35 protein-coding genes and 1 tRNA gene are annotated in these 20,229 nt (G+C 35.3%); 28 read left to right on the top strand and 8 right to left on the bottom strand.

All coding sequences use genetic code 11. From position 1 onward, the window contains the following. Window positions 1-83: 83 nt before the first annotated feature. Together ACQKTA_RS04410 and ACQKTA_RS04405 are read left to right on the top strand one after the other, a co-directional pair. Window positions 84-1,430 carry a glucose-6-phosphate isomerase gene (locus ACQKTA_RS04410; protein WP_427814333.1) on the top strand — a complete coding sequence of 449 codons (1,347 nt, stop codon included), beginning with the start codon at window positions 84-86 and terminating at the stop codon, window positions 1,428-1,430. A 455-nt stretch (window positions 1,431-1,885) separates the two neighbouring features. Continuing rightward, on the top strand, window positions 1,886-2,104 hold the full coding sequence (locus ACQKTA_RS04405; RefSeq protein WP_427814332.1) for a hypothetical protein: 219 nt from the start codon (window positions 1,886-1,888) through the stop codon (window positions 2,102-2,104). Window positions 2,105-2,183: 79 nt separating this feature from the next. On the opposite strand, the gene ACQKTA_RS04400 is transcribed toward ACQKTA_RS04405, so the two are convergent. From ACQKTA_RS04400 to ACQKTA_RS04385, 4 genes are all read right to left on the bottom strand, one after another. Beyond that, window positions 2,184-3,737: a glycerophosphodiester phosphodiesterase family protein gene (locus tag ACQKTA_RS04400; RefSeq protein WP_427814331.1), complete on the bottom strand. Its 1,554-nt coding sequence runs from the start codon at window positions 3,735-3,737 to the stop codon at window positions 2,184-2,186. A gap of 44 nt (window positions 3,738-3,781) precedes the next feature. Next, complete coding sequence (locus ACQKTA_RS04395; RefSeq protein WP_407856362.1) at window positions 3,782-4,381, bottom strand: TVP38/TMEM64 family protein; 600 nt, start codon at window positions 4,379-4,381, stop codon at window positions 3,782-3,784. A 111-nt stretch (window positions 4,382-4,492) separates the two neighbouring features. Further along, a complete protein-coding gene (locus ACQKTA_RS04390) occupies window positions 4,493-4,942 on the bottom strand; it encodes a threonine/serine exporter family protein (protein ID WP_332581500.1) in 450 nt (149 codons plus the stop codon). 13 nt (window positions 4,943-4,955) lie between these two features. Beyond that, a complete protein-coding gene (locus ACQKTA_RS04385; protein WP_332581499.1) occupies window positions 4,956-5,708 on the bottom strand; it encodes a threonine/serine exporter family protein in 753 nt (250 codons plus the stop codon). A 396-nt stretch (window positions 5,709-6,104) separates the two neighbouring features. On the opposite strand from ACQKTA_RS04385, the gene ACQKTA_RS04380 reads away from it, so the two are divergent. Then, entirely contained in the window at window positions 6,105-6,677 is a 573-nt protein-coding gene (locus ACQKTA_RS04380) for a TetR/AcrR family transcriptional regulator (RefSeq protein ID WP_427814330.1), read from the top strand. A 41-nt stretch (window positions 6,678-6,718) separates the two neighbouring features. After that, window positions 6,719-6,806: transfer RNA gene (locus ACQKTA_RS04375), tRNA-Ser, on the top strand. A gap of 92 nt (window positions 6,807-6,898) precedes the next feature. Here the strand turns inward: ACQKTA_RS04375 and ACQKTA_RS04370 are convergent. From ACQKTA_RS04370 to ACQKTA_RS04360, 3 genes are all read right to left on the bottom strand, one after another. Beyond that, window positions 6,899-8,065, bottom strand: coding sequence for a tyrosine-type recombinase/integrase (locus tag ACQKTA_RS04370; RefSeq protein WP_427814329.1), 1,167 nt, complete (start codon window positions 8,063-8,065; stop codon window positions 6,899-6,901). Window positions 8,066-8,209: 144 nt separating this feature from the next. Then, window positions 8,210-8,548: an ImmA/IrrE family metallo-endopeptidase gene (locus ACQKTA_RS04365; RefSeq protein ID WP_427814328.1), complete on the bottom strand. Its 339-nt coding sequence runs from the start codon at window positions 8,546-8,548 to the stop codon at window positions 8,210-8,212. A gap of 11 nt (window positions 8,549-8,559) precedes the next feature. Then, window positions 8,560-8,895 carry a helix-turn-helix domain-containing protein gene (locus ACQKTA_RS04360; protein WP_427814327.1) on the bottom strand — a complete coding sequence of 112 codons (336 nt, stop codon included), beginning with the start codon at window positions 8,893-8,895 and terminating at the stop codon, window positions 8,560-8,562. A gap of 235 nt (window positions 8,896-9,130) precedes the next feature. Here ACQKTA_RS04360 and ACQKTA_RS04355 point away from each other — a divergent pair, with 235 nt between their 5' ends. Genes ACQKTA_RS04355 through ACQKTA_RS04345 form a run of 3 tightly spaced genes read left to right on the top strand, consistent with a single transcriptional unit; the run spans window position 9,131 to window position 10,318 of the window. Then, window positions 9,131-9,319 carry a helix-turn-helix domain-containing protein gene (locus ACQKTA_RS04355; protein WP_427814326.1) on the top strand — a complete coding sequence of 63 codons (189 nt, stop codon included), beginning with the start codon at window positions 9,131-9,133 and terminating at the stop codon, window positions 9,317-9,319. Between the two features lie 12 nt (window positions 9,320-9,331). Continuing rightward, window positions 9,332-9,598, top strand: a complete 267-nt coding sequence (locus tag ACQKTA_RS04350) for a hypothetical protein (RefSeq protein ID WP_427814325.1) — start codon at window positions 9,332-9,334, stop codon at window positions 9,596-9,598. Between the two features lie 15 nt (window positions 9,599-9,613). Next, window positions 9,614-10,318 (top strand): Rha family transcriptional regulator, encoded by a 705-nt coding sequence (locus ACQKTA_RS04345; protein ID WP_427814324.1) that lies wholly within the window; start codon window positions 9,614-9,616, stop codon window positions 10,316-10,318. A gap of 189 nt (window positions 10,319-10,507) precedes the next feature. Here the strand turns inward: ACQKTA_RS04345 and ACQKTA_RS04340 are convergent, their stop codons facing one another. Continuing rightward, window positions 10,508-10,702 (bottom strand): hypothetical protein, encoded by a 195-nt coding sequence (locus ACQKTA_RS04340; RefSeq protein WP_427814323.1) that lies wholly within the window; start codon window positions 10,700-10,702, stop codon window positions 10,508-10,510. A 112-nt stretch (window positions 10,703-10,814) separates the two neighbouring features. On the opposite strand from ACQKTA_RS04340, the gene ACQKTA_RS04335 reads away from it, so the two are divergent. The 21 genes from ACQKTA_RS04335 to ACQKTA_RS04235 all read left to right on the top strand — a co-directional run bounded on the left by ACQKTA_RS04335 (window position 10,815) and on the right by ACQKTA_RS04235 (window position 20,190). Beyond that, window positions 10,815-10,964, top strand: a complete 150-nt coding sequence (locus tag ACQKTA_RS04335) for a hypothetical protein (protein ID WP_427814322.1) — start codon at window positions 10,815-10,817, stop codon at window positions 10,962-10,964. A 1-nt stretch (window position 10,965) separates the two neighbouring features. After that, window positions 10,966-11,457, top strand: coding sequence for an AP2 domain-containing protein (locus ACQKTA_RS04330; RefSeq protein WP_427814321.1), 492 nt, complete (start codon window positions 10,966-10,968; stop codon window positions 11,455-11,457). A 54-nt stretch (window positions 11,458-11,511) separates the two neighbouring features. Beyond that, a complete protein-coding gene (locus ACQKTA_RS04325) occupies window positions 11,512-11,973 on the top strand; it encodes a hypothetical protein (protein WP_427814320.1) in 462 nt (153 codons plus the stop codon). 12 nt (window positions 11,974-11,985) lie between these two features. Then, the gene (locus tag ACQKTA_RS04320; protein WP_427814319.1) at window positions 11,986-12,321 is read left to right on the top strand and encodes a hypothetical protein; all 336 of its coding nucleotides are present in this window, start codon (window positions 11,986-11,988) and stop codon (window positions 12,319-12,321) included. Then, complete coding sequence (locus ACQKTA_RS04315) at window positions 12,314-12,970, top strand: ERF family protein (protein WP_427814318.1); 657 nt, start codon at window positions 12,314-12,316, stop codon at window positions 12,968-12,970. Before ACQKTA_RS04320 ends, ACQKTA_RS04315 begins: the two co-directional genes overlap by 8 nt. 5 nt (window positions 12,971-12,975) lie before the next feature. Beyond that, window positions 12,976-13,653, top strand: coding sequence for a putative HNHc nuclease (locus tag ACQKTA_RS04310; protein ID WP_427814317.1), 678 nt, complete (start codon window positions 12,976-12,978; stop codon window positions 13,651-13,653). 4 nt (window positions 13,654-13,657) lie between these two features. Continuing rightward, entirely contained in the window at window positions 13,658-14,503 is an 846-nt protein-coding gene (locus ACQKTA_RS04305) for a phage replisome organizer N-terminal domain-containing protein (protein ID WP_427814316.1), read from the top strand. Then, entirely contained in the window at window positions 14,496-14,804 is a 309-nt protein-coding gene (locus ACQKTA_RS04300) for a hypothetical protein (protein ID WP_427814315.1), read from the top strand. The genes ACQKTA_RS04305 and ACQKTA_RS04300 overlap by 8 nt, the downstream gene beginning before the upstream one ends. Beyond that, window positions 14,801-15,211 (top strand): RusA family crossover junction endodeoxyribonuclease, encoded by a 411-nt coding sequence (locus ACQKTA_RS04295; RefSeq protein ID WP_427814314.1) that lies wholly within the window; start codon window positions 14,801-14,803, stop codon window positions 15,209-15,211. The genes ACQKTA_RS04300 and ACQKTA_RS04295 overlap by 4 nt, the downstream gene beginning before the upstream one ends. Window positions 15,212-15,214: 3 nt before the next feature. Then, the gene (locus ACQKTA_RS04290; protein WP_427814313.1) at window positions 15,215-15,520 is read left to right on the top strand and encodes a hypothetical protein; all 306 of its coding nucleotides are present in this window, start codon (window positions 15,215-15,217) and stop codon (window positions 15,518-15,520) included. After that, the gene (ssb, locus tag ACQKTA_RS04285) at window positions 15,517-16,011 is read left to right on the top strand and encodes a single-stranded DNA-binding protein (protein ID WP_427814312.1); all 495 of its coding nucleotides are present in this window, start codon (window positions 15,517-15,519) and stop codon (window positions 16,009-16,011) included. The genes ACQKTA_RS04290 and ssb overlap by 4 nt, the downstream gene beginning before the upstream one ends. A 15-nt stretch (window positions 16,012-16,026) precedes the next feature. Next, window positions 16,027-16,524, top strand: a complete 498-nt coding sequence (locus ACQKTA_RS04280; protein WP_427814311.1) for a hypothetical protein — start codon at window positions 16,027-16,029, stop codon at window positions 16,522-16,524. Between the two features lie 4 nt (window positions 16,525-16,528). Beyond that, the gene (locus ACQKTA_RS04275; protein ID WP_427814310.1) at window positions 16,529-16,726 is read left to right on the top strand and encodes a hypothetical protein; all 198 of its coding nucleotides are present in this window, start codon (window positions 16,529-16,531) and stop codon (window positions 16,724-16,726) included. Between the two features lie 10 nt (window positions 16,727-16,736). After that, on the top strand, window positions 16,737-17,033 hold the full coding sequence (locus ACQKTA_RS04270; RefSeq protein WP_427814309.1) for a DUF1140 family protein: 297 nt from the start codon (window positions 16,737-16,739) through the stop codon (window positions 17,031-17,033). A gap of 323 nt (window positions 17,034-17,356) precedes the next feature. Then, on the top strand, window positions 17,357-17,611 hold the full coding sequence (locus ACQKTA_RS04265) for a hypothetical protein (protein WP_427814308.1): 255 nt from the start codon (window positions 17,357-17,359) through the stop codon (window positions 17,609-17,611). A gap of 38 nt (window positions 17,612-17,649) precedes the next feature. Then, complete coding sequence (locus ACQKTA_RS04260) at window positions 17,650-17,919, top strand: hypothetical protein (protein WP_427814307.1); 270 nt, start codon at window positions 17,650-17,652, stop codon at window positions 17,917-17,919. Between the two features lie 192 nt (window positions 17,920-18,111). Next, window positions 18,112-18,573: a class I SAM-dependent methyltransferase gene (locus ACQKTA_RS04255; protein WP_427814306.1), complete on the top strand. Its 462-nt coding sequence runs from the start codon at window positions 18,112-18,114 to the stop codon at window positions 18,571-18,573. 31 nt (window positions 18,574-18,604) lie between these two features. Further along, window positions 18,605-19,195, top strand: coding sequence for a DUF1642 domain-containing protein (locus tag ACQKTA_RS04250; RefSeq protein ID WP_427814305.1), 591 nt, complete (start codon window positions 18,605-18,607; stop codon window positions 19,193-19,195). Window positions 19,196-19,199: 4 nt separating this feature from the next. Beyond that, window positions 19,200-19,565 carry a hypothetical protein gene (locus ACQKTA_RS04245; protein ID WP_427814304.1) on the top strand — a complete coding sequence of 122 codons (366 nt, stop codon included), beginning with the start codon at window positions 19,200-19,202 and terminating at the stop codon, window positions 19,563-19,565. Window positions 19,566-19,722: 157 nt separating this feature from the next. Next, window positions 19,723-19,932 carry a hypothetical protein gene (locus tag ACQKTA_RS04240; protein WP_427814303.1) on the top strand — a complete coding sequence of 70 codons (210 nt, stop codon included), beginning with the start codon at window positions 19,723-19,725 and terminating at the stop codon, window positions 19,930-19,932. Between the two features lie 24 nt (window positions 19,933-19,956). After that, complete coding sequence (locus tag ACQKTA_RS04235; RefSeq protein WP_427814302.1) at window positions 19,957-20,190, top strand: hypothetical protein; 234 nt, start codon at window positions 19,957-19,959, stop codon at window positions 20,188-20,190. Window positions 20,191-20,229: the final 39 nt, after the last annotated feature.

The following is a 20,229-nucleotide window of genomic DNA, read 5'->3' as shown; positions in this document are numbered from 1 at the left end:
TTTTTTTATGTTCTAACTTGAAAAATTTGTAAAAGAAACGTAAAGTATAGGTTGTATGAAGTGACTTTCAAGGAGGAAAAACAATGGCACACATTCATTTCGATTATTCGAAAGTAGCACCATTCGTGAGCGAACATGAAATGGACTACATCAAATCTGAAGTAGCTCTAGCTCACAAAGAATTACACGAAGGAACTGGCGCAGGAAACGACTTCCGCGGATGGATCGACCTACCAGTTGATTATGATAAAGATGAATTTGCTCGCATTAAAAAAGCAGCTGAAAAAATTCAATCTGATTCTGAAGTATTAGTAGTTATCGGGATCGGTGGTTCATACCTTGGTGCTCGTGCAGCAATCGAATTCTTACACCAAAGTTTCTTCAATGTATTGGACAAAGAAGATCGTAAAGCACCACAAGTATTCTTTGCAGGAAACTCAATCAGCTCAACATATATTGCTGACTTGATCGAAGTTATCGGCGACCGTGATTTCTCTGTTAACGTAATCTCTAAATCAGGTACAACAACAGAACCAGCAATCGCATTCCGCGTCTTCAAAGAATTATTGATCAATAAATATGGTGAAGAAGAAGCAAACAAACGTATCTATGCTACAACTGATAAAGCTCGTGGAGCGGTTAAAGTCGAAGCAGACGCAGCAGGCTGGGAAACATTCGTGATTCCTGATGATATTGGCGGACGTTTTTCAGTTCTTACAGCAGTAGGTCTATTGCCTATCGCAGTTAGTGGAGCAGATATCGATGCCTTGATGCAAGGTGCAGCAGATGCTCGTGAAGCTTATTCAAGCGATAATTTAGATGAAAATGAAGCTTACCAATACGCTGCTCTACGTAATATTTTATACCGTAAAGGTAAAGTGACTGAAATTTTGGTCAACTATGAACCAGGTATGCAATACTTCAATGAATGGTGGAAACAATTATACGGCGAATCAGAAGGTAAAGACTTGAAAGGTATCTACCCATCAAGTGCTAACTTCTCAACTGACTTACATTCATTTGGACAATACATCCAAGAAGGTCGCCGCAACATTTTTGAAACAATCGTGAAAGTTGAAAAACCTCGCAAATCAGTTGAAATTCCAGCTCAATCATCTGACTTAGATGGATTAGGCTACTTAGAAGGTAAAGATGTAGACTTCGTAAACTCTAAAGCTTACCAAGGTACATTATTAGCTCATACTGATGGAGGCGTACCTAACTTTGTATTAAACATTCCTACAATGGATGCATATACTTTAGGTTATGCGATGTACTTCTTCGAAATCGCTGTAGGTATCTCAGGATACTTATTAGGCGTAAATCCTTTCAACCAACCAGGTGTTGAAGCATACAAGAAAAATATGTTCGCTTTGCTTGGCAAACCAGGATTTGAAGATTTAGCTAAAGAATTAAACGATCGTTTATAATCGATATTAAAAAGCGCTCATCTGAGCGCTTTTTTTGTTTTATAAATTAATTTAGGTACTAATTTTTAAAAGGTTAATTCATTGTTATTTAGAAAAAAGATCGTAAAATATAAAAATTATCTTAATTATTTTAGTGCTTTATTTCACATATTAGCTGTTAGTAGTCATCATTTTATAAAAAATATAGGAGTACTTACAAAAGTATAATGAATAAAAATACGTTTCTGTTTACGATAAGAAAGTGAAAAAACGATATAATTAAAGAATTGGTTTTTCATAAATTTAATATGAATAAATAATTAAAAATAACAATTGTTTTTTTATTTATCGTTTCTGAATTGTCAGAAAATTATAAATTAAATCCTTGATTTTAAAGCAAAAAAACTCACACAAAACGTTTTCATTTTTTTATTATTGTGTTATTATAAAAACGAAGAAATTAAGGGGGATCTATTATGGATAATGTTGAAATTGGACTTACATATGAATGCAAAGCAATTGGAATCGAAAAAGAAGTGACAGGAGTGGTTGAGCAGCTGTACAATAACACCGTATTGATCAATGTGGTTGATTGCGAGCCGACAGATCGTACAGCGATCATTGAGTTACAAAATCGGTTGCTTGTTAAATATGAAGATATTTCAGCTTGTATCCAAGTTGAATGTACTGCCTGATTTTTTATAAAAGCATGTGAAGTATTTCTTTAGTTGGATGTCTAAAAAGCCTCAGACCGAATATTCGGTCTGAGGCTTTTTAATTCAATAAAAGGATAGAAACAAGTTTATTTGTTAGCGAAGTATTTTTTTTATTTAGAGCAGATAAATCATCACTGATTAAACCATCAGCGTTGTACAAGCGAAAAGCTGAGGCAGTGATTGCTGAGTTCACTGGCCAGACATAAACATTCTGTTGTTGCTGCTTGAGCGCCTGGATGAGCGTGTTAGATGCCGTACGTGACTCGATGGCAACAAAGTCTAATGAGTTACGCGGACTGCCTAATAAATCAAATGGTAAAATATAGCCTATCTGCTGTTTGGGGAAGGCTTGTTTGATTTTCTCAGCTGTTTCAAGATCCATGCTTTGAAATTGATGTTGTTCAAGCTGAGAACGTAAAGGGAGTAATTGTTGGACGATAGTATTTTTAGTTTTAGCTGAGACTTTTAGTTCGATCAATAATTTTTGCTGGATCTCATTAGCGGTTTTTAAATAATCTGAGAATAAAGGAATAGATTCTTGATAGCCATTTTCTTTTAACGTCAGATGTTTCAACTCATCCCAAGACAGTTCGTCGATACGAGCATCGATGTTCGCTAGTTTTTTTAGATTTTCATCATGCATCACTACTAAATGATGATCGGAGGTTTCTTGAATGTCCATCTCGATAAAGTCTGGTTGTTCTTCAGCATGCGTTTTTTTCAGAGCTGTCAGTGAGTTTTGCAGCGCATTATCTGCAGAAACACCACGATGAGAAATGGTCAATGCTTGTGTGTCATTGTGTTGATCCAGTAACTGATAAGAAGAAACAGAATAACATCCGCAACAAATCAGAAAAGAAAAAAGGACACTTAGATGCGTAAATTTTAACTGTATCAATTTGACAGAGTTATTTCCAATAGAAGCTAAATAAAATAAAAATACTAGCTGAATCCCATTTTTTAATAGGAGATAAGCGGTCAAGAATAAAATAGCACTAATATTGTTATGCAATAATTGAGATAAAATAATAAAACATAGTTTCAACAAAATAGGACTTACTAGAATAGAGGCTGGGACAACAAAAAATTGTAATAACTGGCGTCTTACGGGTTGAATCGTCTTTTTCCAGCTTAATAATAAAGCTGTCTTTAAAGTAGCACCGTCTTGAATAAAAAGTGCTGCTAAAATCAAACGATAAACAAGATATAACAGTCCAAAATACAAAATCATAACGATCGGAAGAATTTTCCAACGATAAAGGAAAATAAAAGATAAACATTCGGCTGGTAAAGCCCGCCAGATTAAAAAGAGTTGATAAAAACGCCAGTATAAAATAGGCGATAGAAAAACAATAATTAAGATACGTAGTCCAAAAGCTTTTAACGAAAAAGGGTGTCGAAGTGTTTGATTCCTAGATTGTAAATAAGTAAAGACAACAGCGGATAAGCCAATCAAAACAGGCAGCCCTAAATAATATAACCAGAAAAACTTATTATATTTAAAAGCATGTTGATAAAGTAAATACAAACTTTGATTAAAAAAAGCTAAACTAAAAAAAATAGCTAGATTCGAATGGAGAAAAGTGGAAAAATGAATACGTACAGTTGACATGAAACCTCCTAGAAACAATTTGAGACATAAAAAAAGCCCACTGATTAGTGGACGAGTAAGTGAGATAAGAAGCTGCCGCCTTGTAACAAAGCCCAACTATAAAGAAAAATCGATGCTGGTTTTGCTAAAAAGATGATAGCACTATATTTTTTAAAAGAAATATTTGTCAAACTAGCCATCAAACAAAGTGCGTCATCTGGTGCAACGGGTAAAAAGATCGCTAAGGCAAACATTTTTTCAAAACGAGATTGGTCATCCAGCCAATGATTATACTTTTGATAAACCTTATCACTAACTAAGTGAGTAATCAAGGGCTTGCCATAGTGGCGACCTAGCAAAAATAAGATCAGGGAACCGATACAAATACCTAAATAATTATAAGCAAAACCCCAGTATGGGCCGAAAATCAATACACCGGCAGCTAAACTAATACCACCAGGAATGATCGGAATCACCACTTGAATGATTTGGATCAAGATAAAAATCAAAGGGCCTGCAATTGGTGAACTGCCGACAAGCTGCTGGAGTGAATTAACATCTTTAAAGACTCCTAAATGATAGAAGTAAATAGTCAAACTTATTGAGACGGCTATTCCCATCAAAGAAACAATATTTAATAATCTTCTAGATTGCACGACACTCATCGCAGTCAACTCCTTTTCTTTCTAAATAAAGTATAAGGGATAAAAGAAAAAATGGCATAGGTCTAAAGACGGAATTTTCTAAAATCAAATCAATCTTAAACTATTTTTAGATTATTTTGGCTGGAAACTTGAGCGTGTTCGTTTCAGAGCGCGTTCAATTAAGTTCGTAAACATAAAGCCTAAAGCAATCGCGCCAGAAGTAACTAAAACAACGACGACTTTTTCCATTGATTCCGTAAATTGTTGATTCATCATAAAACGAACAGCCATATAAGCCGGTCCACCGGGAACCAATGGGACAAGACTAGGAACATTAAAAACAATGACGGGCATCTGCATTTTGCGAGAAAATAATATACTGATCAATCCAATCATTAAAGCACCTAAGAAATTGGCGGTACCAATATTTTGATGGAAATGCGTTTGCAAGATCCAAAAGGTCATCCAACCAGCCGCTCCGGTCAAGCCGCAAGATAAAAATGCGCGGCGAGGAATATTAGTGATCACGCTAAAGGCGATCGTACTAAACATACTGAACAAGAAATTTACTATAAATGTCATAGAACCCATCCTCCTAAAAGAAATTAAACGCTACAATGATGCCGCCGCCGATGGCTCCCGCAATAAATAAAGCTTCGGTTCCACGAGCAACACCACTAAGGAGATGACCTGCCATAATATCACGAAATGCATTCGTGATGGCTAATCCTGGAACTAGGGGCATAATCGAACCAATAATCAAGCTATTGACATCTTTGGCAAAGGAATTAGAAACCGCGAGTATTGCCAAAAGGCCGATGACTAAGGCTGCCATAAAATCATTTAAAAAACTCATTTTTAATTTTTTACCAAAAAGAGTATGAACAGAGAAGCCAATTATTCCAATTATAAATGTTGGAATGAAGTCGAACCACGTCCCATTTAAAATGATCATCAAAGTACTGCTGACAATTCCGGCAGCAATGATTTTCCATAAATAAGGAAAGTCCGGCGTATCTTGATCCACTTCGATCAAATAATGATAGAAGTCAGGTAATGAAAGTTCACCGTCTGCAAATTGTCTTGAGCCCCAATTGACAGCTGTTACTTTTTCTAAATTGATGGATTGTTGGGTTACTTGTGCAACTTGGCTTGTATGCTCTGAAGGAAATCCGACCACTAATCCAGTAGCAGTTACGTAAGTCTGGATATCATTTAACCCCGCATTTAAGGCAATTCGCTTCATTGTATCTTCTACACGATAAACCTCAGAGCCAGATTCCATCATGATTTTCCCGGCTTTTAAACAAGTATTCAGCACAAGTTGTGAATAATTTTGCTGTTCCATCAAAAATACCTCCTTTTTGCTTTCCGTATTCAATAGTAGATAAAATAAACTAAATAGACAAGAAAAACAATTACGTTTGTCAGAATTACTTAGAATAAGTATAATAAAGTAACACGTAATTTCTATTTCTGATAAAATCCGATGATTTTAAAGAAACAAACGACTAGTTAAAATTATAACGAGTTTACCATAAAATCAACTAGACTTATTCGAAGCCCAATAATGAAAAAAGTACAAATTTGCACTAAAAAACGTGGATTTTTTGTCATAATACACAAATTATTTAAAAATTGCCTCATTTGTTAGATAACATTCTCTATAGGGGTTGCAAAACTAATCCCTTTTTGATTAAAATAAAATGACGATAAAAATAATAACATTCTGGGAGGAATAAAAATGAGAAGAAAAGTATATACAAAAGATCAGATTCTAAAAGCTGCATATGAAGTTGTTGAAAATGAAGGTTTTTCTGGATTTACCGCTCGTAACATCGCAAAGAAAATGGGTATCAGCACACAACCGATCTATTTAGAATTCAAAAACATGAGCGATTTAAAAAATACCTTGTTAGATGAGATTTGTAATCACTTGTATTATGATTTTTTCCCAGAAGTCCGTACTGGCGATACAATCGTTGATTTAGGATTGAATTATATTTACTTCGCTAAAGAGCAAAGTAATTTATATAATGCTTTATTTGTTCAAGAGTATGGCGGCGGGAAAAAAATGCATGACTTTTCTTACAATTACTTCCATCAATTAATTACAGAACATCCTAAGTATAGTCAATTATCTGAAAAACGGATCAATGCGTTACATGTAGGTACTTGGATCGTTGTTACTGGGATTGCTACATTGATGTCTTCTGGAATCATCGAACCAACACAAGATGAAATCGTTCATTTGATCAATCGTTCAATCAAAGATTTGTTAGAAGAGGAAGATACTTCTGTTTTAGATTCATTATAAAATCTTGACATTTCAATCAGAAAAGGTAAGATAAATGGTGCGGAAGGTTGGCAGAGTGGTAATGCACCGGACTCGAAATCCGGCGAGCCGCAGTTATGTGGTGCACGGGTTCAAGTCCCGTACCTTCCTTTCATATCAAGCCTTAGCGTGATTTTTTATCACGCTTTTTTTGTGCCATTTTTTTGAGTACCTCATCAATTGAATACCCAATTGAATACCCTTTACATAGAATTGTGCATAAATGCAGCAAAGTTACTTATAACTTTTTTGTTCTGAGACTCTGTTACGTGTGTATAGATGTTCATTGTAGTTTGGATATCTGAATGTCCTAATCTTTCTTGGACATCTTTTGCTTGTGCTCCAGATTCGAACAGGAGAGAGGCGTGAGTATGTCTAAAACCGTGAGTAGTAATTTGTTTTGTAAGTTCGGGGTGGCGCTTATAAATAATATTTAACCATGATCTTGAGACGGTAGGATTATAAGGAGTACCATCGTGATTAAAAATCGAACCATCTCTATTTATAGAAAGAACCTTTGTACTCTCAGTATAATATTTTTTAAGTACTGAAACTGTATTGTCATCAAGAAGAATTTTTCTTTTTCCAGATTTAGTTTTTGGTGTGTTAGTGATCAATCTACCGTTTAATCCACGAGTAATTGTTTTATCAATATTCAGCATTTTATTTTTAAAATCAACATCTGACCATGTAAGTGCAAAAGCTTCACCTTTCCTTAAACCTGTAAAAGCTAATAAAGAGAAGAACGTAAATCTTTCACTATTGTCGTGTTCAATCGCTTTTAAGAAACTTAACAACTCGTCTTTGTCATAAAAATCAATTATTTTTTCGTCCTTTATAATTGATTCTCCACGAGGAATAGTTATTATTCGCATCGGGTTTTTATTAACTATTTCAATAGACATTGCGTAATCAAATACATTTGAGGTGTAGTTTTTTATTTTTTTAAATATTTTAGGTTTATTATCAGCCCATTCATTTACTATAGTTTGGCAGAAAGTAACGTCAATTTTACCAATGTATTTATCACCGAATACTGGCAATATATGTGTGTCGAAAATTTGTTTAGTAGAAGCCCAGGTGCTTTCTTTAACGGTCTTTTTATAGTTTGCAAACCATAGATCATACATTGATTCAAATTTCTTATCTTGCTTTATCTTGATGCTACTAATACCGTTTTGCTCTAGATCACTTTCTATCCTACGCAGATTTCTTTCGGCTTCTATTGCAGTAGAAAAACCTCTTCTTGTTGTTCTTTTCTTTTTGCCTGTCAAAGGATCGATGCCAAGATATACATTAAATAAAAATTTCTTTTCACCTTTTTTGTTTGAGTATTCTTTTACTCGGGGATCAATTTTTTTCTTTGCCATTTTTTAACTTCCTTTCCGCACAAGCGTTCGGTTGTACGTCGGATTTCGAGATGGTAAAATAGGTACGACAAATAGACCTACTTTACTGTTGGTTATTTGTGTGCCACGCTCACTCGTCCGCCAAGATGAATGTGAGTGTGTTTTTTATTTAAATTCCCAACCTAATCCTAGGTTGAAAGATTCAATAACATTTGAATAGTTGTAATGCCCATCACTTTCATTTATTAAATATTTCAACATATACTGATTAGCTTCATACTCCATTTTTGATTTATAAGTGCTGAGATTATAGAGAATCATATAATCAGAATGCTTTAAAGCGTGTCCAGTTTCATGAAGTATGACTTTTAATTTTTCAAATTCGTCCAGCTCTTGATTAACAAACATCATTTTTAGAACGCAATTGTAATAACCTTTGTTTTCAAGGGTAAGTTCTATTAGTTCAATTCCATTATTCTGCAGTATAGCTTTAACATTTTCCATCTAAAAAAACCTCACTTACTACTAAATCTTCCCTCTAAATATGCGCGTATAGCAATGCGATCATTATCAGTCATTGGCTTACCATCGAAACTCATCATATCATCTAAAATATCATCTAAATCAGATGATGCTAATTTGTTGATCCTTGAGGGATTTTCTGTTTTTCCAAGCAAGTAATCTGTAGAAACATTTAAATAATTAGCAACGGTATCCAATTTTTCTATACTAGGAGCATTTTTACTCCATTTAGAAATAGAGCCATTAGAAAGTTTGTTTTCTCTTTCTATGTAAGCAATACTTAATTTTTTAGATTTAGCAACATCTTTTATTCTCTCGTATAATCCCATTTTCTAAACTCCTCAGAATTTTTTCTAACTTTATCATTGACATCTGAAAATATTCTGTGATATTATACAAATGTACCGAGGCTGGCAAGCAAAGTACAAATGAACCACGCATTATTTTCTAAGTCGTATCGTTGAAATAGATACGTTTATTTCCTATACACTTAGTATAGAAAAATTTCTAAACTTAGTCAATAGTTGTGGTTAATATTCTTAGATTATTTTCGGAGGTGAGATAATGTTTTACGATCGAGTAAAAAAAATTGCAGAAAAGAAAGGTGTTTCTATTCGGAAAATCGAGACAGATTTAAAATTTAGCAACGGGGCTATTTCTAAATGGAACGATTCTGAACCTTCTTTTTCAAAAATGGTTAAAGTTGCTGAGTATTTAGAAATCCCTTTAGATGATTTGCTGAAAAAAGAGTAGGGAGGATTAACCATGAATATTCTCAGTGAAGAATTTTTGACAAAACTCAGAATTGCAATTGTTGAAGTAGTTAAAGATGCACTAATTTCATTGTCAAAGTCTGGCTCGACAGAAAAAAGATATCTGAAAAAAATTGAAGCTAGAAAATACGTCGGCGGGGTTAACGAAAATGGCTTCGAGAAGCTCATATCTCGTGGATTAAAAGAAGTACGTGTAGATGGATTTCTTAGATACGACAAAAAAGATATAGATGAGTTTATGGAAAAATACAAAATTTAGCAAAGGAGCATAACAATGACAGATCTAGTAATCATGAAAGATCGCCAAGCGGTCACAACAAGTTTACAAATAGCAGAAGCATTCGATAAGTACCATAAAGACGTTCTTGAAGCTATTGATAGCAAACTTCAATCAGCGGAAAATTCCGCTCATTACCAAAACATGTTCGCAGAAGGAGAATACAAAGATTCTCGTGGACGAACTCAACGATTGTATTACATGAATCGAGATGGCTTTGTTTTCGTCGCAATGGGATTTAATGGACGTAAGGCTGACGCATTCAAACTGAAATATATTGAAGCTTTCAATCAAATGGAAGAGCACATCAAACAACAGCCTAAAATTGCAATTTCTAAACGAGATCAAGTTATTTTGGCTTTACAAGCAAATGAAGAAACAAATCAACGAGTGGATGAACTAGATGATCGTGTAGCAGAACTAGAAGAAAACACCGTTCTAAGTGCTGGCAATTATGGATATATCAGCCGTCGAATCAGCCAACGTGTAGCCGAAGTTGCTCGAGGATTTGGAAAACTAACTTCTGAACAACGAGGAAAGCTTCATAAAGACATTAATTCAGGGGTCAAAGCAGTAACGGGAGTGTCAACACGAACACAACTGCGCAATAGACATTATGAGACAGTGTTGGATTTCATTAACGATTGGGAACCGTCGACAGCCACTAAGATGCAAGTGCGACAAATGAGCTTGGATTTATAAATAGTAAAGGAGGCAACAAGATGAAGGTAACCATATTAGAAGGAACGTCTGAACAAATCAAAAGTGTCCTCTCAACTATCGAAAGTAGTTGAGAGGAAAATAAAAGCAACACTTATAAAACAATTGAAATCGTACAAGGAAAACAAAATTCTTGTGTAGAAGAAAGATTAGCAACCATTAATAAACTGCTTAATTCTTATCAAGAAGATGTCTAACTGCTGTATTAGCCAATAATATGTCTAATTCATTTATTAGGATACCAGTTTCGGATGTAGATTTAATTTTGTGTTCTTTCATAAAATTGACGGTGACTTCTAGTAGTTTTCTCCTTAGTAAAAGTTCTTCTTTAGACATTATTTTCGGTAAATCATTACTATCACTCATTTTTTCACCACCTTATCAGTTATTTCAGCAGACCACTTGCTGATAAGAAAATTATACAACAGAAAGGAATTTTGAAATGAAAAAAATCTATTGGCTACGGCGCACTGGCGCAATGTTGTTCATGTTTGGAATTGGTGCGGCACTAACAGGAAATGTACCTGATTGGTTAAAAGTAGCATACATCACAGCAGTTTTCGGATTGATATTGATCTACGATGTTGCGGAGTATGAACAAAAAAAGCCAACCGAGGAGGTTGACTAGGATGACTAAAAAACATGATTTAACAGGACAACGGTTTGAAAGATTGATTGTGATTGAAGATAGCGGAGACAGAACAAAAAACGGAAGAGTTCTTTGGAGGTGTGAGTGCGAATGTGGAAATCATAAAAATGTTTCTGGTACAAATTTGATTAGTGGAAACACAAAAAGTTGCGGATGTCTAAAAGCGCAATTGAATAGAGAAAAGTGGAAAAATAAAGATATTTCGCGGGCACTTAGAACAGGAAGAGAAACAGACACTAAAGAAGGTACGCGCATCAGCTTATTAACTAGCAAGATGCCAGAAACTAATAAAAGTGGATTTAAAGGTGTCTTTTGGGAAGAAAGAAGAGGTCTTTGGTTGGCTTATATATCAGTGAAGAAGCAAAGAATGTTTTTGGGTTACTTTAAAAATAAACAACACGCCATTAACGCGCGCAAAGAAGCAGAAGAAAAATACTTTAAACCACTTCTTGAAAAATACAAAAAAGACTAGCCCACCATCCAAAGTTAGCTAGTCAAGAATAAAAACGCACAGGAGGATTATAACATGGGAAGATTTAATTTTGAAGATGCAGGAAGAAAAAGTAATTTTGGTGAATTTGTTCCTATCGAAATAAAAAAGAGGAATGAAGGCTATGCACGAATTGAAAAACCGATTCTTAGTATGAACAACACGACTATTAGAATCGGGTCATTTTTAGGCGAAACCCTATTAGACAAAGGTTATAAATATGCTCGTTTTATGCGTTCAGGGTCAATGCTTGGTATTCAATTCTTACATGATGAAGAAGATGATTGTGTAACGCTTCGACAGGCTAAAAACCAAGGAAAAGCAATAACTGCAGCATTCTCAAGCGTTTCAGGGTATTTAATGGAAACGACAGATCTTGTTAATTTAAATGTTTACAACTATCAATTTGATGTAAAACATGATGAAAAAAATATTTACTTCATCGAACTTGATAAGCCTTGGAGAAAAACTAAAAAGAAAAAGCCTCATAAAGATTAGGAGGGATGTTTCATGTTAACTGAAAAAGAAAAAGTGAAGCTAGACGAAGACATCACAAAAACTCCTGATGAAAAGAAGGTACTTATAAAAGATGGGTTCAGAAACACTGAGCTAAAAAAGAACGTCGAGTGCAATCAAGACGATTGTGAATCGCCTATCTGGAACACTGATACAATTTGGCGCTTGAGAATAGAAACCGAAATAAAAACTAAAGAGTTCTATCTACTCTTTGAAAATGCGCAAGAGACACTTGATCTATTTGAAGAAGAAATTAAGCGAGCGGAGCTCGTGAGATATAAAAATGGAAAAGACTTCAAGAAAGAAATGGAGGAGCGATACGGTGAGTGAAGAAAAAGAAATGAGCTTTTACGAAAAATTATCTGCATTAATTACAGAGCTCAAGGCTCCCAAAGGACAAAGAAACAACTTTGGTAAATACAACTATAGAAGTGCAGAGGATATTTTAGAAGCAGTAAAGCCATTAGCTAATAAATATGGATTAGTTCCTATGCTAACTGACGAAATAGTCCAAGTGGGCGATAGATATTATGTTAAAGCTCAAGCAGTTATCACCGATGGGATTAACACTGAGAAAGCAAACGGATTTGCTAGAGAACCTGAATCTAAAAAGGGAATGGATGAGTCGCAAATAACAGGAACCGCTTCTTCATATGCTCGAAAATACGCCATGAATGGTTTGTATCAGATTGATGATACAAAGGATGCTGATACTGATGAGTACAAACAGCAAGTTGATTCTGTTAAATCTAAAAAAATCACTAAGACGCAAGCGAGGGCGTTGCAGACTAAAGTTGATAAATTAGCAGAGCTTGTCACTTTTAAGACTAAGAAACATATTACAGGCGTTCAAATGGCCGAAAAAATTACTGATACAAAATTTTTACAGGCAATTCCATTAGCAGAATTAGATACAGAGCAATTCTTAACTGCTACTAGGTACGCTGATGAACTTGAAAAAGCTTATTCAAAGAAGTGATGTAAATGAACAACTTAACTTATCTCACAAAGATAGTGAAAATATCAGGCAATAAACTTGTTTTAGAACTCAAAGAAGAATTGAACATCAAAAGATTGAAGACGATTTTCAACGGATTTGATGGCGAGAGACAAGCGGAACTGTTCATCAAAGATCCACGTGGCTTTACACCGCAACAGAGACGCTTTGTGTTCGCTTTAATGCAAGACATCTACATTTACACAGGCGAACCTTTAGAAAGCCTGAAAGACGTGTTCTATTGGCAATTTAGATACTTCACAGGTAAAAACATCAGCTTATCAAATGAGTCAGAAAGTTCAGTTGATGAAGTATCTACACTGTCTGAATTGATACTAGATTTCATTTTTGAGAACGATATTCCTTTTAGAGAAGGCTATGAGATACCGCCGCAAAACGTTGAGTATTACTTTTACAAGTGTGTAATGACTAGAACGTGTTGCGTTTGTGGAAAGCGTGGAGCTGATATTGATCATTTTAACAAGTCGTTAGGCAGACGAAAACGCAAATCTGTAGATCATTCTGAATACGACTTTGCTGCACTATGCAGAACACATCATAGCGAAAAGCATCAGATTGGTTTAGAAGAATTCAAGAGAAAACATCATGTTATTGGAATCAAATTGAACGAGAAAGAAATAAAGAAATTGAGGATTGGAGGCTGATGAAGTGGCTGAAATAAGTTGGATCAAACTAAAAACAACAATGTTTGATGATGAAAAAATTAGGCTCATACAAGCGGTGCCTGAGTCCGATGCAATCTTAGTGATATGGATACGGTTGCTAGTGTTAGCTGGTAAAACTAATGATGACGGCTTGATTTATATACAAAGAAATATGCCTTATTCAGAGGAAATGCTATCAACTTTGTTTAGCAAGCCAGTGAATGTTGTCAGATTAGCATTAATAACTTTGGAAAAATTCAACATGATTGATTTAAATACCGATGGAAGTATAGCGATTACGAATTGGGAAAAGCATCAAAACGTTGAAGGAATGGAGCAAGTTAGACTAAAAAATGCTATTAGAAACAGAGAATATAGAGAACGGAAGAAACAAGAAAAGCTAATGTTAGAGCGTGACGTTAGCGTGACGTCACGCGACGGTACAGATATAGATAAAGAATTAGATAAAGATAAAGAAATAGATAAAGAGATAAAGAAAAGTGAACCTGTCCGTCATAAGTATGGCGAATACAAAAATGTTCTTTTAAGTGATGAACAATTAGAAAAACTGAAAAATGAATTTCCTTCTGACTGGGACCAACGGATAGAAAAAATTTCAACATATTGCGAATCAACAGGTAAAACCTATAAGAACTATCTTGCTACGATTAGAAACTGGTCCAAGAAAGATCATTCAAGAAAATCTAATCTGAATGGCTACAATAAAAATACACGAGTAGAAAAATTACCAGACCATATATCTGTAGCGCCAGAAGTGAAAGAACCTGAAATAGATTGGGTAGCAGAGGCTGAACGGACACTTGCTGAAAGAGGTGAGCTGAATGAATGATTTTGAACTCCTTAAATGTGTTCATAACAAATTGCCTCCAGATTACAAAAAGATACAAGGCCCTTATTTAAAAAGATATAGCCAATATATTGTTCAAGGAGGGCATGTGAATGATGATCGCGCAAAACAGATTTTTAAACAATATTGGGTAGGCTATTTTATTTATCATTATCAAGTAAGAGCCAAAGAGTATGATTTTTGGGAATTGAACGAAAGGCCATATGAGGAACAGTTAAACTTTGCAAAAAAAATGTATGAGATGTCCTTTGGTTACGCTCCGAAAATGAGGGTGGCTGGATGACAAAATATACTTTGTATATAGAACCTAAACCACAATCAAGACCTAGATTTGGACGTAATGGAACCTATGAAGAATCAAAGATGAAGCAGTGGAAACGAAATTGCGAGAGCCAATTAAGATTGTTGAAACCTAAAATCATAGATAAGGGTCCTGTATTCGTCTCTACGACGTTTTACATCTATCCACCTAAACGGATAGCCAAAGTGAAAAAAAGACGATCAGAGCTTGAATCAGAAAGCATATATGTAGATAAACGCCCAGATATAGATAACTATATCAAAGCAGTTCTGGATTGTAGCAACGAACTATTGTTTAAAGATGATGGACAAGTAGCCGCTTTGTCTGCACAAAAACTTTATTCATTGAATCCGAGAATAGAAATAGAAATTACAAAACTGGAGGATTAATTAATGCTAAACATGAAAACTTTAGACTATCGAATCACAAGTGATAGCAGTCAGGTAATCGTAAATAAAGCCCGCAGAAATCAAGATGGAGAAATTTCCATTTTAAAAGATAAAGAGGGCAATGAAAGAGAGTCACAAGTTCTTGTTGGATATTACAGTAATCTAAGTAAAGCTTTGGTGGCGATACAACGAGATTACGTGCTTTCAGATGGCGTGGTAGTAGAAACTATTAAAGATTATAAAGAAGCGCTAGAAACGATTACTACAACGCTAGAAAACGAATTGGACTTAAAGGAGGAATTTAAATGATAAACAATGTGGTTTTAGTTGGACGATTAACAAAAGACCCTGATTTACGATATACAGCCAATGGAACAGGCGTAGCAGCCTTTACTTTAGCAGTGAATAGAAATTTTACGAATCAGAGTGGGAATCGTGAAGCAGATTTTATTAATTGTGTAATTTGGCGTAAATCTGCAGAGACTTTAGCAAATTATGCCCGCAAGGGAACTCTTTTAGGCGTGACTGGTCGTATTCAAACTAGAAATTATGAAAATCAGCAAGGCCAACGTGTTTATGTGACAGAAGTTATTGCGGAGAACTTTCAGTTATTGGAGTCTCGTTCTGCTAATGAACAACGACAGGATCAAAGTTCTAACGATAGCAGTTATCAAAGTGGAGGAAACAGTTATAATCAACCTTCTCAATCGTCTAAAAATACTAAGCCAGACTTCAATCGTGATTCAGATCCATTTAGTGGTTCGTCAATTGATATCGGTGACGATGATCTTCCGTTTTAAAAGGAGCGTGATTACATGAGGAGTCGTAAAAGCCCTGAAAAGCAAAAAGCGTGGAGCGAACTATTGGTATTGATAAATGATTCAGAATGGTACTTAGACGAAGAGGCCAAAAGGAAGCACAAAGAATTAATGAAGATTATAGAATCAGAAGACAAAGATAAACCGAAAGCAAAAGAACGTGAAAAAAATAGATATCAAATATATCTGGATAAGCATCCAGGTTTAGAAGACGGCATAGTTGCGCTGTTAAAACAGGGAAAAACTTTTATTGAGATGAAAGAAATTTATTCTGTTAGCGACAGAATGTTCACTTATTTGAGAGCTAAGTATTGTATTGAAAGACATCACAGAATAGAACCACCAAGTAAAGAGGAGCTTAGCTATTACTATAACTACCTAGGTTTAACAAAAGCTAGTGAAAAATTCAAAGCGTCAAAACCAACTATCTATTACTGGCTAAAGAAGTATGGTATCAAGACCAAAGCAGCCAAACGAAACCTAAATTCGAGGTGATTCAATGTATCGCATATATCACGACAATATTGCAGCAATCGTTGTAGACGAAGATAGAAAGCTGTTCTGCTACACGAGTGTTGAGAAAGCAAAGCAAGTGTCTAAGAGCATCGAATCGAAAACGAGTTATCGAACAGCGTTGAATCAGCGAGAAGAGTTCTTGCTGGAAGTCGGATACAAGAAAGAAAAGTTTATTGGATAGGAGAATTACGATGAATTTAGTAGATCGTTATTACACGTTAATTCTGAAAGAACAAGTAAGACAATTACGATTATACGAACGTAAAAAAGAGCGAGCAGATAAAACGATCCAAGATTTAGCTCTGGCGCCAGCACATACTACTCAACGATACTGGCAAGCAGTAAGTCAGTCGGAATTGTGTATCAATGAAATCAATAAAATAAAAGACGAAATGAACTATCTAAATAAAATTTATCACTGGAAAGATATGTTACATCAAGATCGATTCAGTTTTATCACTAATGAAGTGTTGAGATTAGTACGCTAACTGGTGCTATCACATAGAAAATGTAAAGAGGTGATTATATTGAAAGTGCTTTGTTATTACGAATCAAAAACTCCTTTTGAAATTACCATTTGCGTTAATGATAAAAAAATTGATCGTGAAGACATTGAAAACATTGTCTATGTAACTGATATTGGACGATTTATTTTATTCTATTGGAATTAGATTGATGGAAACAACAAAGCCGTTTTTTAAATAGAAAAGGTTAACTGACCGACATTTTTGTCGGTCAGTTGAAGTATTTGCGACCCTCAAAAATGATGGTCACAAAGTCCGTAATCGGACGAGATCAAGGAGGAACTCAAATGAATGAAGAAGAAATTTTAAAGCTATTAAAATTAACAATCGGTGGAACTACACCTCATGGTTCGCATGGGATTGATATGGATGAAATACAACCGAACATTAAACTATTGGGAAGTGTAGCTACTGAATTAGTTTGTCAATTAGAAAGAATAGCTAATGCTTATGAAGATAGACAAGAAAATTCAATTCAAGCATGTGGCAAAGAAGCTAGATATTGGATTGACTTTATCGAAAAAGAAGTTTTAGGCGTATGAAAAAGTCAACTAACGACACCTATCAAGGAGGAACGATAATGAAAAAAATTGAAACGATTGAAACAATTATTTGTGATATATGTGGCAAAGAAGCAGATGGTGAATTTTTTACATTTTCACGTGTAAATGGTAACCCGACTGGGGAAACGTATTGCCCACATGATTTGTGCCGTGAACACATGGAAAAATGGTTTAGATTGTGGAGGGTTAAAGAAATTAGAAGATATGAAAATAATCCAACCAATGATAAACGGGCTGAAATGTTAAATGAGTTTAGTGAATTATTGAAAGAAGAGGACGGCAAATGATATGGACTATTATTCTGTTCATTTTAGGAATAGCGCTTGGAAGAGAATACGCACATATGAAATTTAGTAATAGAAATCAGTTTATTTTCAATAGATTAAGTAAATCTGCTAGGTCAGAAATTGTGGAAATTATTAATGACATGGACAACTAAACTTACATTAACCACCCGAATCATGGAAAGGATGAACAAATTGCCTAAAATTTTAGACGCTTGCTGCGGCAGTCGCATGTTTTGGTTTGATAAGGAAAATCCAGATGTAACTTTTATGGATTGCCGGCAGTATTACGAAGAACTACCAACAGGGCATGTGGTTAACGTTAACCCAGATGTAGTCGCTGATTTTCGTGATATGCCTTTTGAAGATAGTGAGTTCGACATGGTAGTGTTTGATCCGCCGCATTTGATCCATGCCGGCGAAACTTCCTGGTTAGCTAAGAAGTATGGCCGGCTAGATGAACTTTGGCCAGAAGACATCAGGCAAGGTTTTGCCGAATGCTTGAGAGTTCTAAGACCTTCGGGATCATTAATCTTTAAGTGGAATGAGGATCAGATTCCACTTTCTGATGTACTGGAAGCAATTGGAGAGCAACCACTGTTTGGTAATAAACGAAGTAAAACACATTGGTTGGTGTTTATTAAAAACTTACATTAACTCACCCTATCAAAGAGAAAAGAGGTATGAAATGGATAAGCAAGAAATAATTGAACGATTAAATAATAAATTGAGTGAAACACTAAAGTTCCAACAAATTTTTGAGCCTCTATCAGAAGGACATTCGGGATGTGAATCAAGGGCAAATGCTTATATGACTGCTATAAACTACGTCGAACAACTTGACGAACCGCAAAAAGTCAAAGTACCAGCGTATGTTGCTGAATATATTGAAGCACATCGTAAGTGGGGTCCTGGAATATTTATTGGTGATTGGCTTGCTGACAACGATGCCGTAGATAAATGGCTATATAACAACAGTGAGAAAGAAAACAATCGTAGATTTCTAATTGCAGTAAAAGCTTTTGTCGAAGGCTACGAGGTCGAAGAAACTCCGAAGTATTATGTTCAGCTCCCATTTATTGAATGGAACGAAGAAGCTGCTGAACTAGAGCAATTTGAGCTTTACTTAGGGTTTGACATAACTAGTGACGAGACAAGATTCACGCCGCTAAAAGAAGGATACAGAGACTTTAAAACGAAACTTGATGAAGAAACAATCAAATCGATTGATGAACGCTACTGGCCGTTTGCGGTGCCAATCGAGAAAGTAGAGGTGTGATTTAATGCAAACTATGCGAAGAATTGGCATACAAATTAATGGAAAGCTTGTAGGATCGTGCGGCTCAATAAGTAAAGTAAGCTCTCCTTTATTCAAAGACATTTTAGACACTTGGTTTGATATTGAGGGGTTTGTGCCGGCGAAACCTCCCTTGAACTCAAACCAGCAGATCGTGTTGGAGTGGTTGAAAGAACAGGTTTCGGTCGGGAATGACCTCCAATATGTTTTGTGGGAATTCACTGATAATGTTTATGAGGAGCCTGCGACATATAGTGTTTCTGAGCAAACAAAAGCGTGGCTAGAATTGACAGAGCAAGAACAATTTCAAGTCCTATCAGCCTTTGCGGAATGGGGAATGAAGCAATGCTAAATAAAAAATATAAAACTAGATATACCAGCATCGTGCCAAAAGGTTCAATCGGTAAATGTGTGGATGTGATTGATTCAAAAGTTTTAGCAGTGAGATTAGAGTTTCAGAACGGAGAATCTCTATGGTTTATGAAGAGGGATTTAACGGAGGTGGCTGAATGAAGTTCTCAGATGAATTAGAACGGCTGTATGAATCAGAAGAAATCAATCTGGCTGACTCAACCTATCCAACCTATAAAGATGCCTATACACAAGGCTACCTGGACGGAATCGAAAGAGCAGAGAATTATATAAGAGATTTGGAAAAAACACATGACGGTGCTATTGAAATGCTTAAAACGAGTATTAAAAGATTGTTTCTACGCTAACCGATGAAATCATGGAGGTTTTGAATGATGTGTGAGTATTGTGAAAAAGGTAAAAAGATTAAAGATATGGCACAAGAAGATGGATTCGGCTTTAAAGACGATGATTGTGCAAATATAAAGGGGAACATCTTTCATGTAGAAGCAGTGACTGCAGCTGGTGAAATTAATGCAGATATAGATTTGGACTATAGAATCAACTGCTGCCCTATGTGCGGAGTGAAGCTTATGAAAGGCAAACCAATATCAAGTGAAGACTAATATGTAAAAAAGACCACTGTTCGATGAGATCAGTGGTCA

The sequence above is a fragment of the Enterococcus sp. 22-H-5-01 genome, assembly GCF_050310005.1.
In the GTDB taxonomy this organism is placed as follows: Bacteria; Bacillota; Bacilli; order Lactobacillales; family Enterococcaceae; genus Enterococcus_A; species Enterococcus_A hailinensis.
This window is presented reverse-complemented; position numbering and strand designations above follow the sequence as displayed.

Excerpts from the sequence above, each read along its gene's own strand:
- ACQKTA_RS04410 (WP_427814333.1), top strand. The coding sequence starts at position 84 with ATGGCACACATTCATTTCGATTATTCGAAAGTAGCACCATTCGTGAGC.
- ACQKTA_RS04405 (WP_427814332.1), top strand. The coding sequence starts at position 1,886 with ATGGATAATGTTGAAATTGGACTTACATATGAATGCAAAGCAATTGGA.
- ACQKTA_RS04400 (WP_427814331.1), bottom strand. The coding sequence starts at position 3,737 with ATGTCAACTGTACGTATTCATTTTTCCACTTTTCTCCATTCGAATCTA.
- ACQKTA_RS04395 (WP_407856362.1), bottom strand. The coding sequence starts at position 4,381 with ATGAGTGTCGTGCAATCTAGAAGATTATTAAATATTGTTTCTTTGATG.
- ACQKTA_RS04390 (WP_332581500.1), bottom strand. The coding sequence starts at position 4,942 with ATGACATTTATAGTAAATTTCTTGTTCAGTATGTTTAGTACGATCGCC.
- ACQKTA_RS04385 (WP_332581499.1), bottom strand. The coding sequence starts at position 5,708 with ATGGAACAGCAAAATTATTCACAACTTGTGCTGAATACTTGTTTAAAA.
- ACQKTA_RS04380 (WP_427814330.1), top strand. The coding sequence starts at position 6,105 with ATGAGAAGAAAAGTATATACAAAAGATCAGATTCTAAAAGCTGCATAT.
- ACQKTA_RS04370 (WP_427814329.1), bottom strand. The coding sequence starts at position 8,065 with ATGGCAAAGAAAAAAATTGATCCCCGAGTAAAAGAATACTCAAACAAA.
- ACQKTA_RS04365 (WP_427814328.1), bottom strand. The coding sequence starts at position 8,548 with ATGGAAAATGTTAAAGCTATACTGCAGAATAATGGAATTGAACTAATA.
- ACQKTA_RS04360 (WP_427814327.1), bottom strand. The coding sequence starts at position 8,895 with ATGGGATTATACGAGAGAATAAAAGATGTTGCTAAATCTAAAAAATTA.
- ACQKTA_RS04355 (WP_427814326.1), top strand. The coding sequence starts at position 9,131 with ATGTTTTACGATCGAGTAAAAAAAATTGCAGAAAAGAAAGGTGTTTCT.
- ACQKTA_RS04350 (WP_427814325.1), top strand. The coding sequence starts at position 9,332 with ATGAATATTCTCAGTGAAGAATTTTTGACAAAACTCAGAATTGCAATT.
- ACQKTA_RS04345 (WP_427814324.1), top strand. The coding sequence starts at position 9,614 with ATGACAGATCTAGTAATCATGAAAGATCGCCAAGCGGTCACAACAAGT.
- ACQKTA_RS04340 (WP_427814323.1), bottom strand. The coding sequence starts at position 10,702 with ATGAGTGATAGTAATGATTTACCGAAAATAATGTCTAAAGAAGAACTT.
- ACQKTA_RS04335 (WP_427814322.1), top strand. The coding sequence starts at position 10,815 with ATGTTGTTCATGTTTGGAATTGGTGCGGCACTAACAGGAAATGTACCT.
- ACQKTA_RS04330 (WP_427814321.1), top strand. The coding sequence starts at position 10,966 with ATGACTAAAAAACATGATTTAACAGGACAACGGTTTGAAAGATTGATT.
- ACQKTA_RS04325 (WP_427814320.1), top strand. The coding sequence starts at position 11,512 with ATGGGAAGATTTAATTTTGAAGATGCAGGAAGAAAAAGTAATTTTGGT.
- ACQKTA_RS04320 (WP_427814319.1), top strand. The coding sequence starts at position 11,986 with ATGTTAACTGAAAAAGAAAAAGTGAAGCTAGACGAAGACATCACAAAA.
- ACQKTA_RS04310 (WP_427814317.1), top strand. The coding sequence starts at position 12,976 with ATGAACAACTTAACTTATCTCACAAAGATAGTGAAAATATCAGGCAAT.
- ACQKTA_RS04300 (WP_427814315.1), top strand. The coding sequence starts at position 14,496 with ATGAATGATTTTGAACTCCTTAAATGTGTTCATAACAAATTGCCTCCA.
- ACQKTA_RS04295 (WP_427814314.1), top strand. The coding sequence starts at position 14,801 with ATGACAAAATATACTTTGTATATAGAACCTAAACCACAATCAAGACCT.
- ACQKTA_RS04290 (WP_427814313.1), top strand. The coding sequence starts at position 15,215 with ATGCTAAACATGAAAACTTTAGACTATCGAATCACAAGTGATAGCAGT.
- ssb (WP_427814312.1), top strand. The coding sequence starts at position 15,517 with ATGATAAACAATGTGGTTTTAGTTGGACGATTAACAAAAGACCCTGAT.
- ACQKTA_RS04280 (WP_427814311.1), top strand. The coding sequence starts at position 16,027 with ATGAGGAGTCGTAAAAGCCCTGAAAAGCAAAAAGCGTGGAGCGAACTA.
- ACQKTA_RS04275 (WP_427814310.1), top strand. The coding sequence starts at position 16,529 with ATGTATCGCATATATCACGACAATATTGCAGCAATCGTTGTAGACGAA.
- ACQKTA_RS04270 (WP_427814309.1), top strand. The coding sequence starts at position 16,737 with ATGAATTTAGTAGATCGTTATTACACGTTAATTCTGAAAGAACAAGTA.
- ACQKTA_RS04265 (WP_427814308.1), top strand. The coding sequence starts at position 17,357 with ATGAATGAAGAAGAAATTTTAAAGCTATTAAAATTAACAATCGGTGGA.
- ACQKTA_RS04260 (WP_427814307.1), top strand. The coding sequence starts at position 17,650 with ATGAAAAAAATTGAAACGATTGAAACAATTATTTGTGATATATGTGGC.
- ACQKTA_RS04250 (WP_427814305.1), top strand. The coding sequence starts at position 18,605 with ATGGATAAGCAAGAAATAATTGAACGATTAAATAATAAATTGAGTGAA.
- ACQKTA_RS04245 (WP_427814304.1), top strand. The coding sequence starts at position 19,200 with ATGCAAACTATGCGAAGAATTGGCATACAAATTAATGGAAAGCTTGTA.
- ACQKTA_RS04240 (WP_427814303.1), top strand. The coding sequence starts at position 19,723 with ATGAAGTTCTCAGATGAATTAGAACGGCTGTATGAATCAGAAGAAATC.
- ACQKTA_RS04235 (WP_427814302.1), top strand. The coding sequence starts at position 19,957 with ATGATGTGTGAGTATTGTGAAAAAGGTAAAAAGATTAAAGATATGGCA.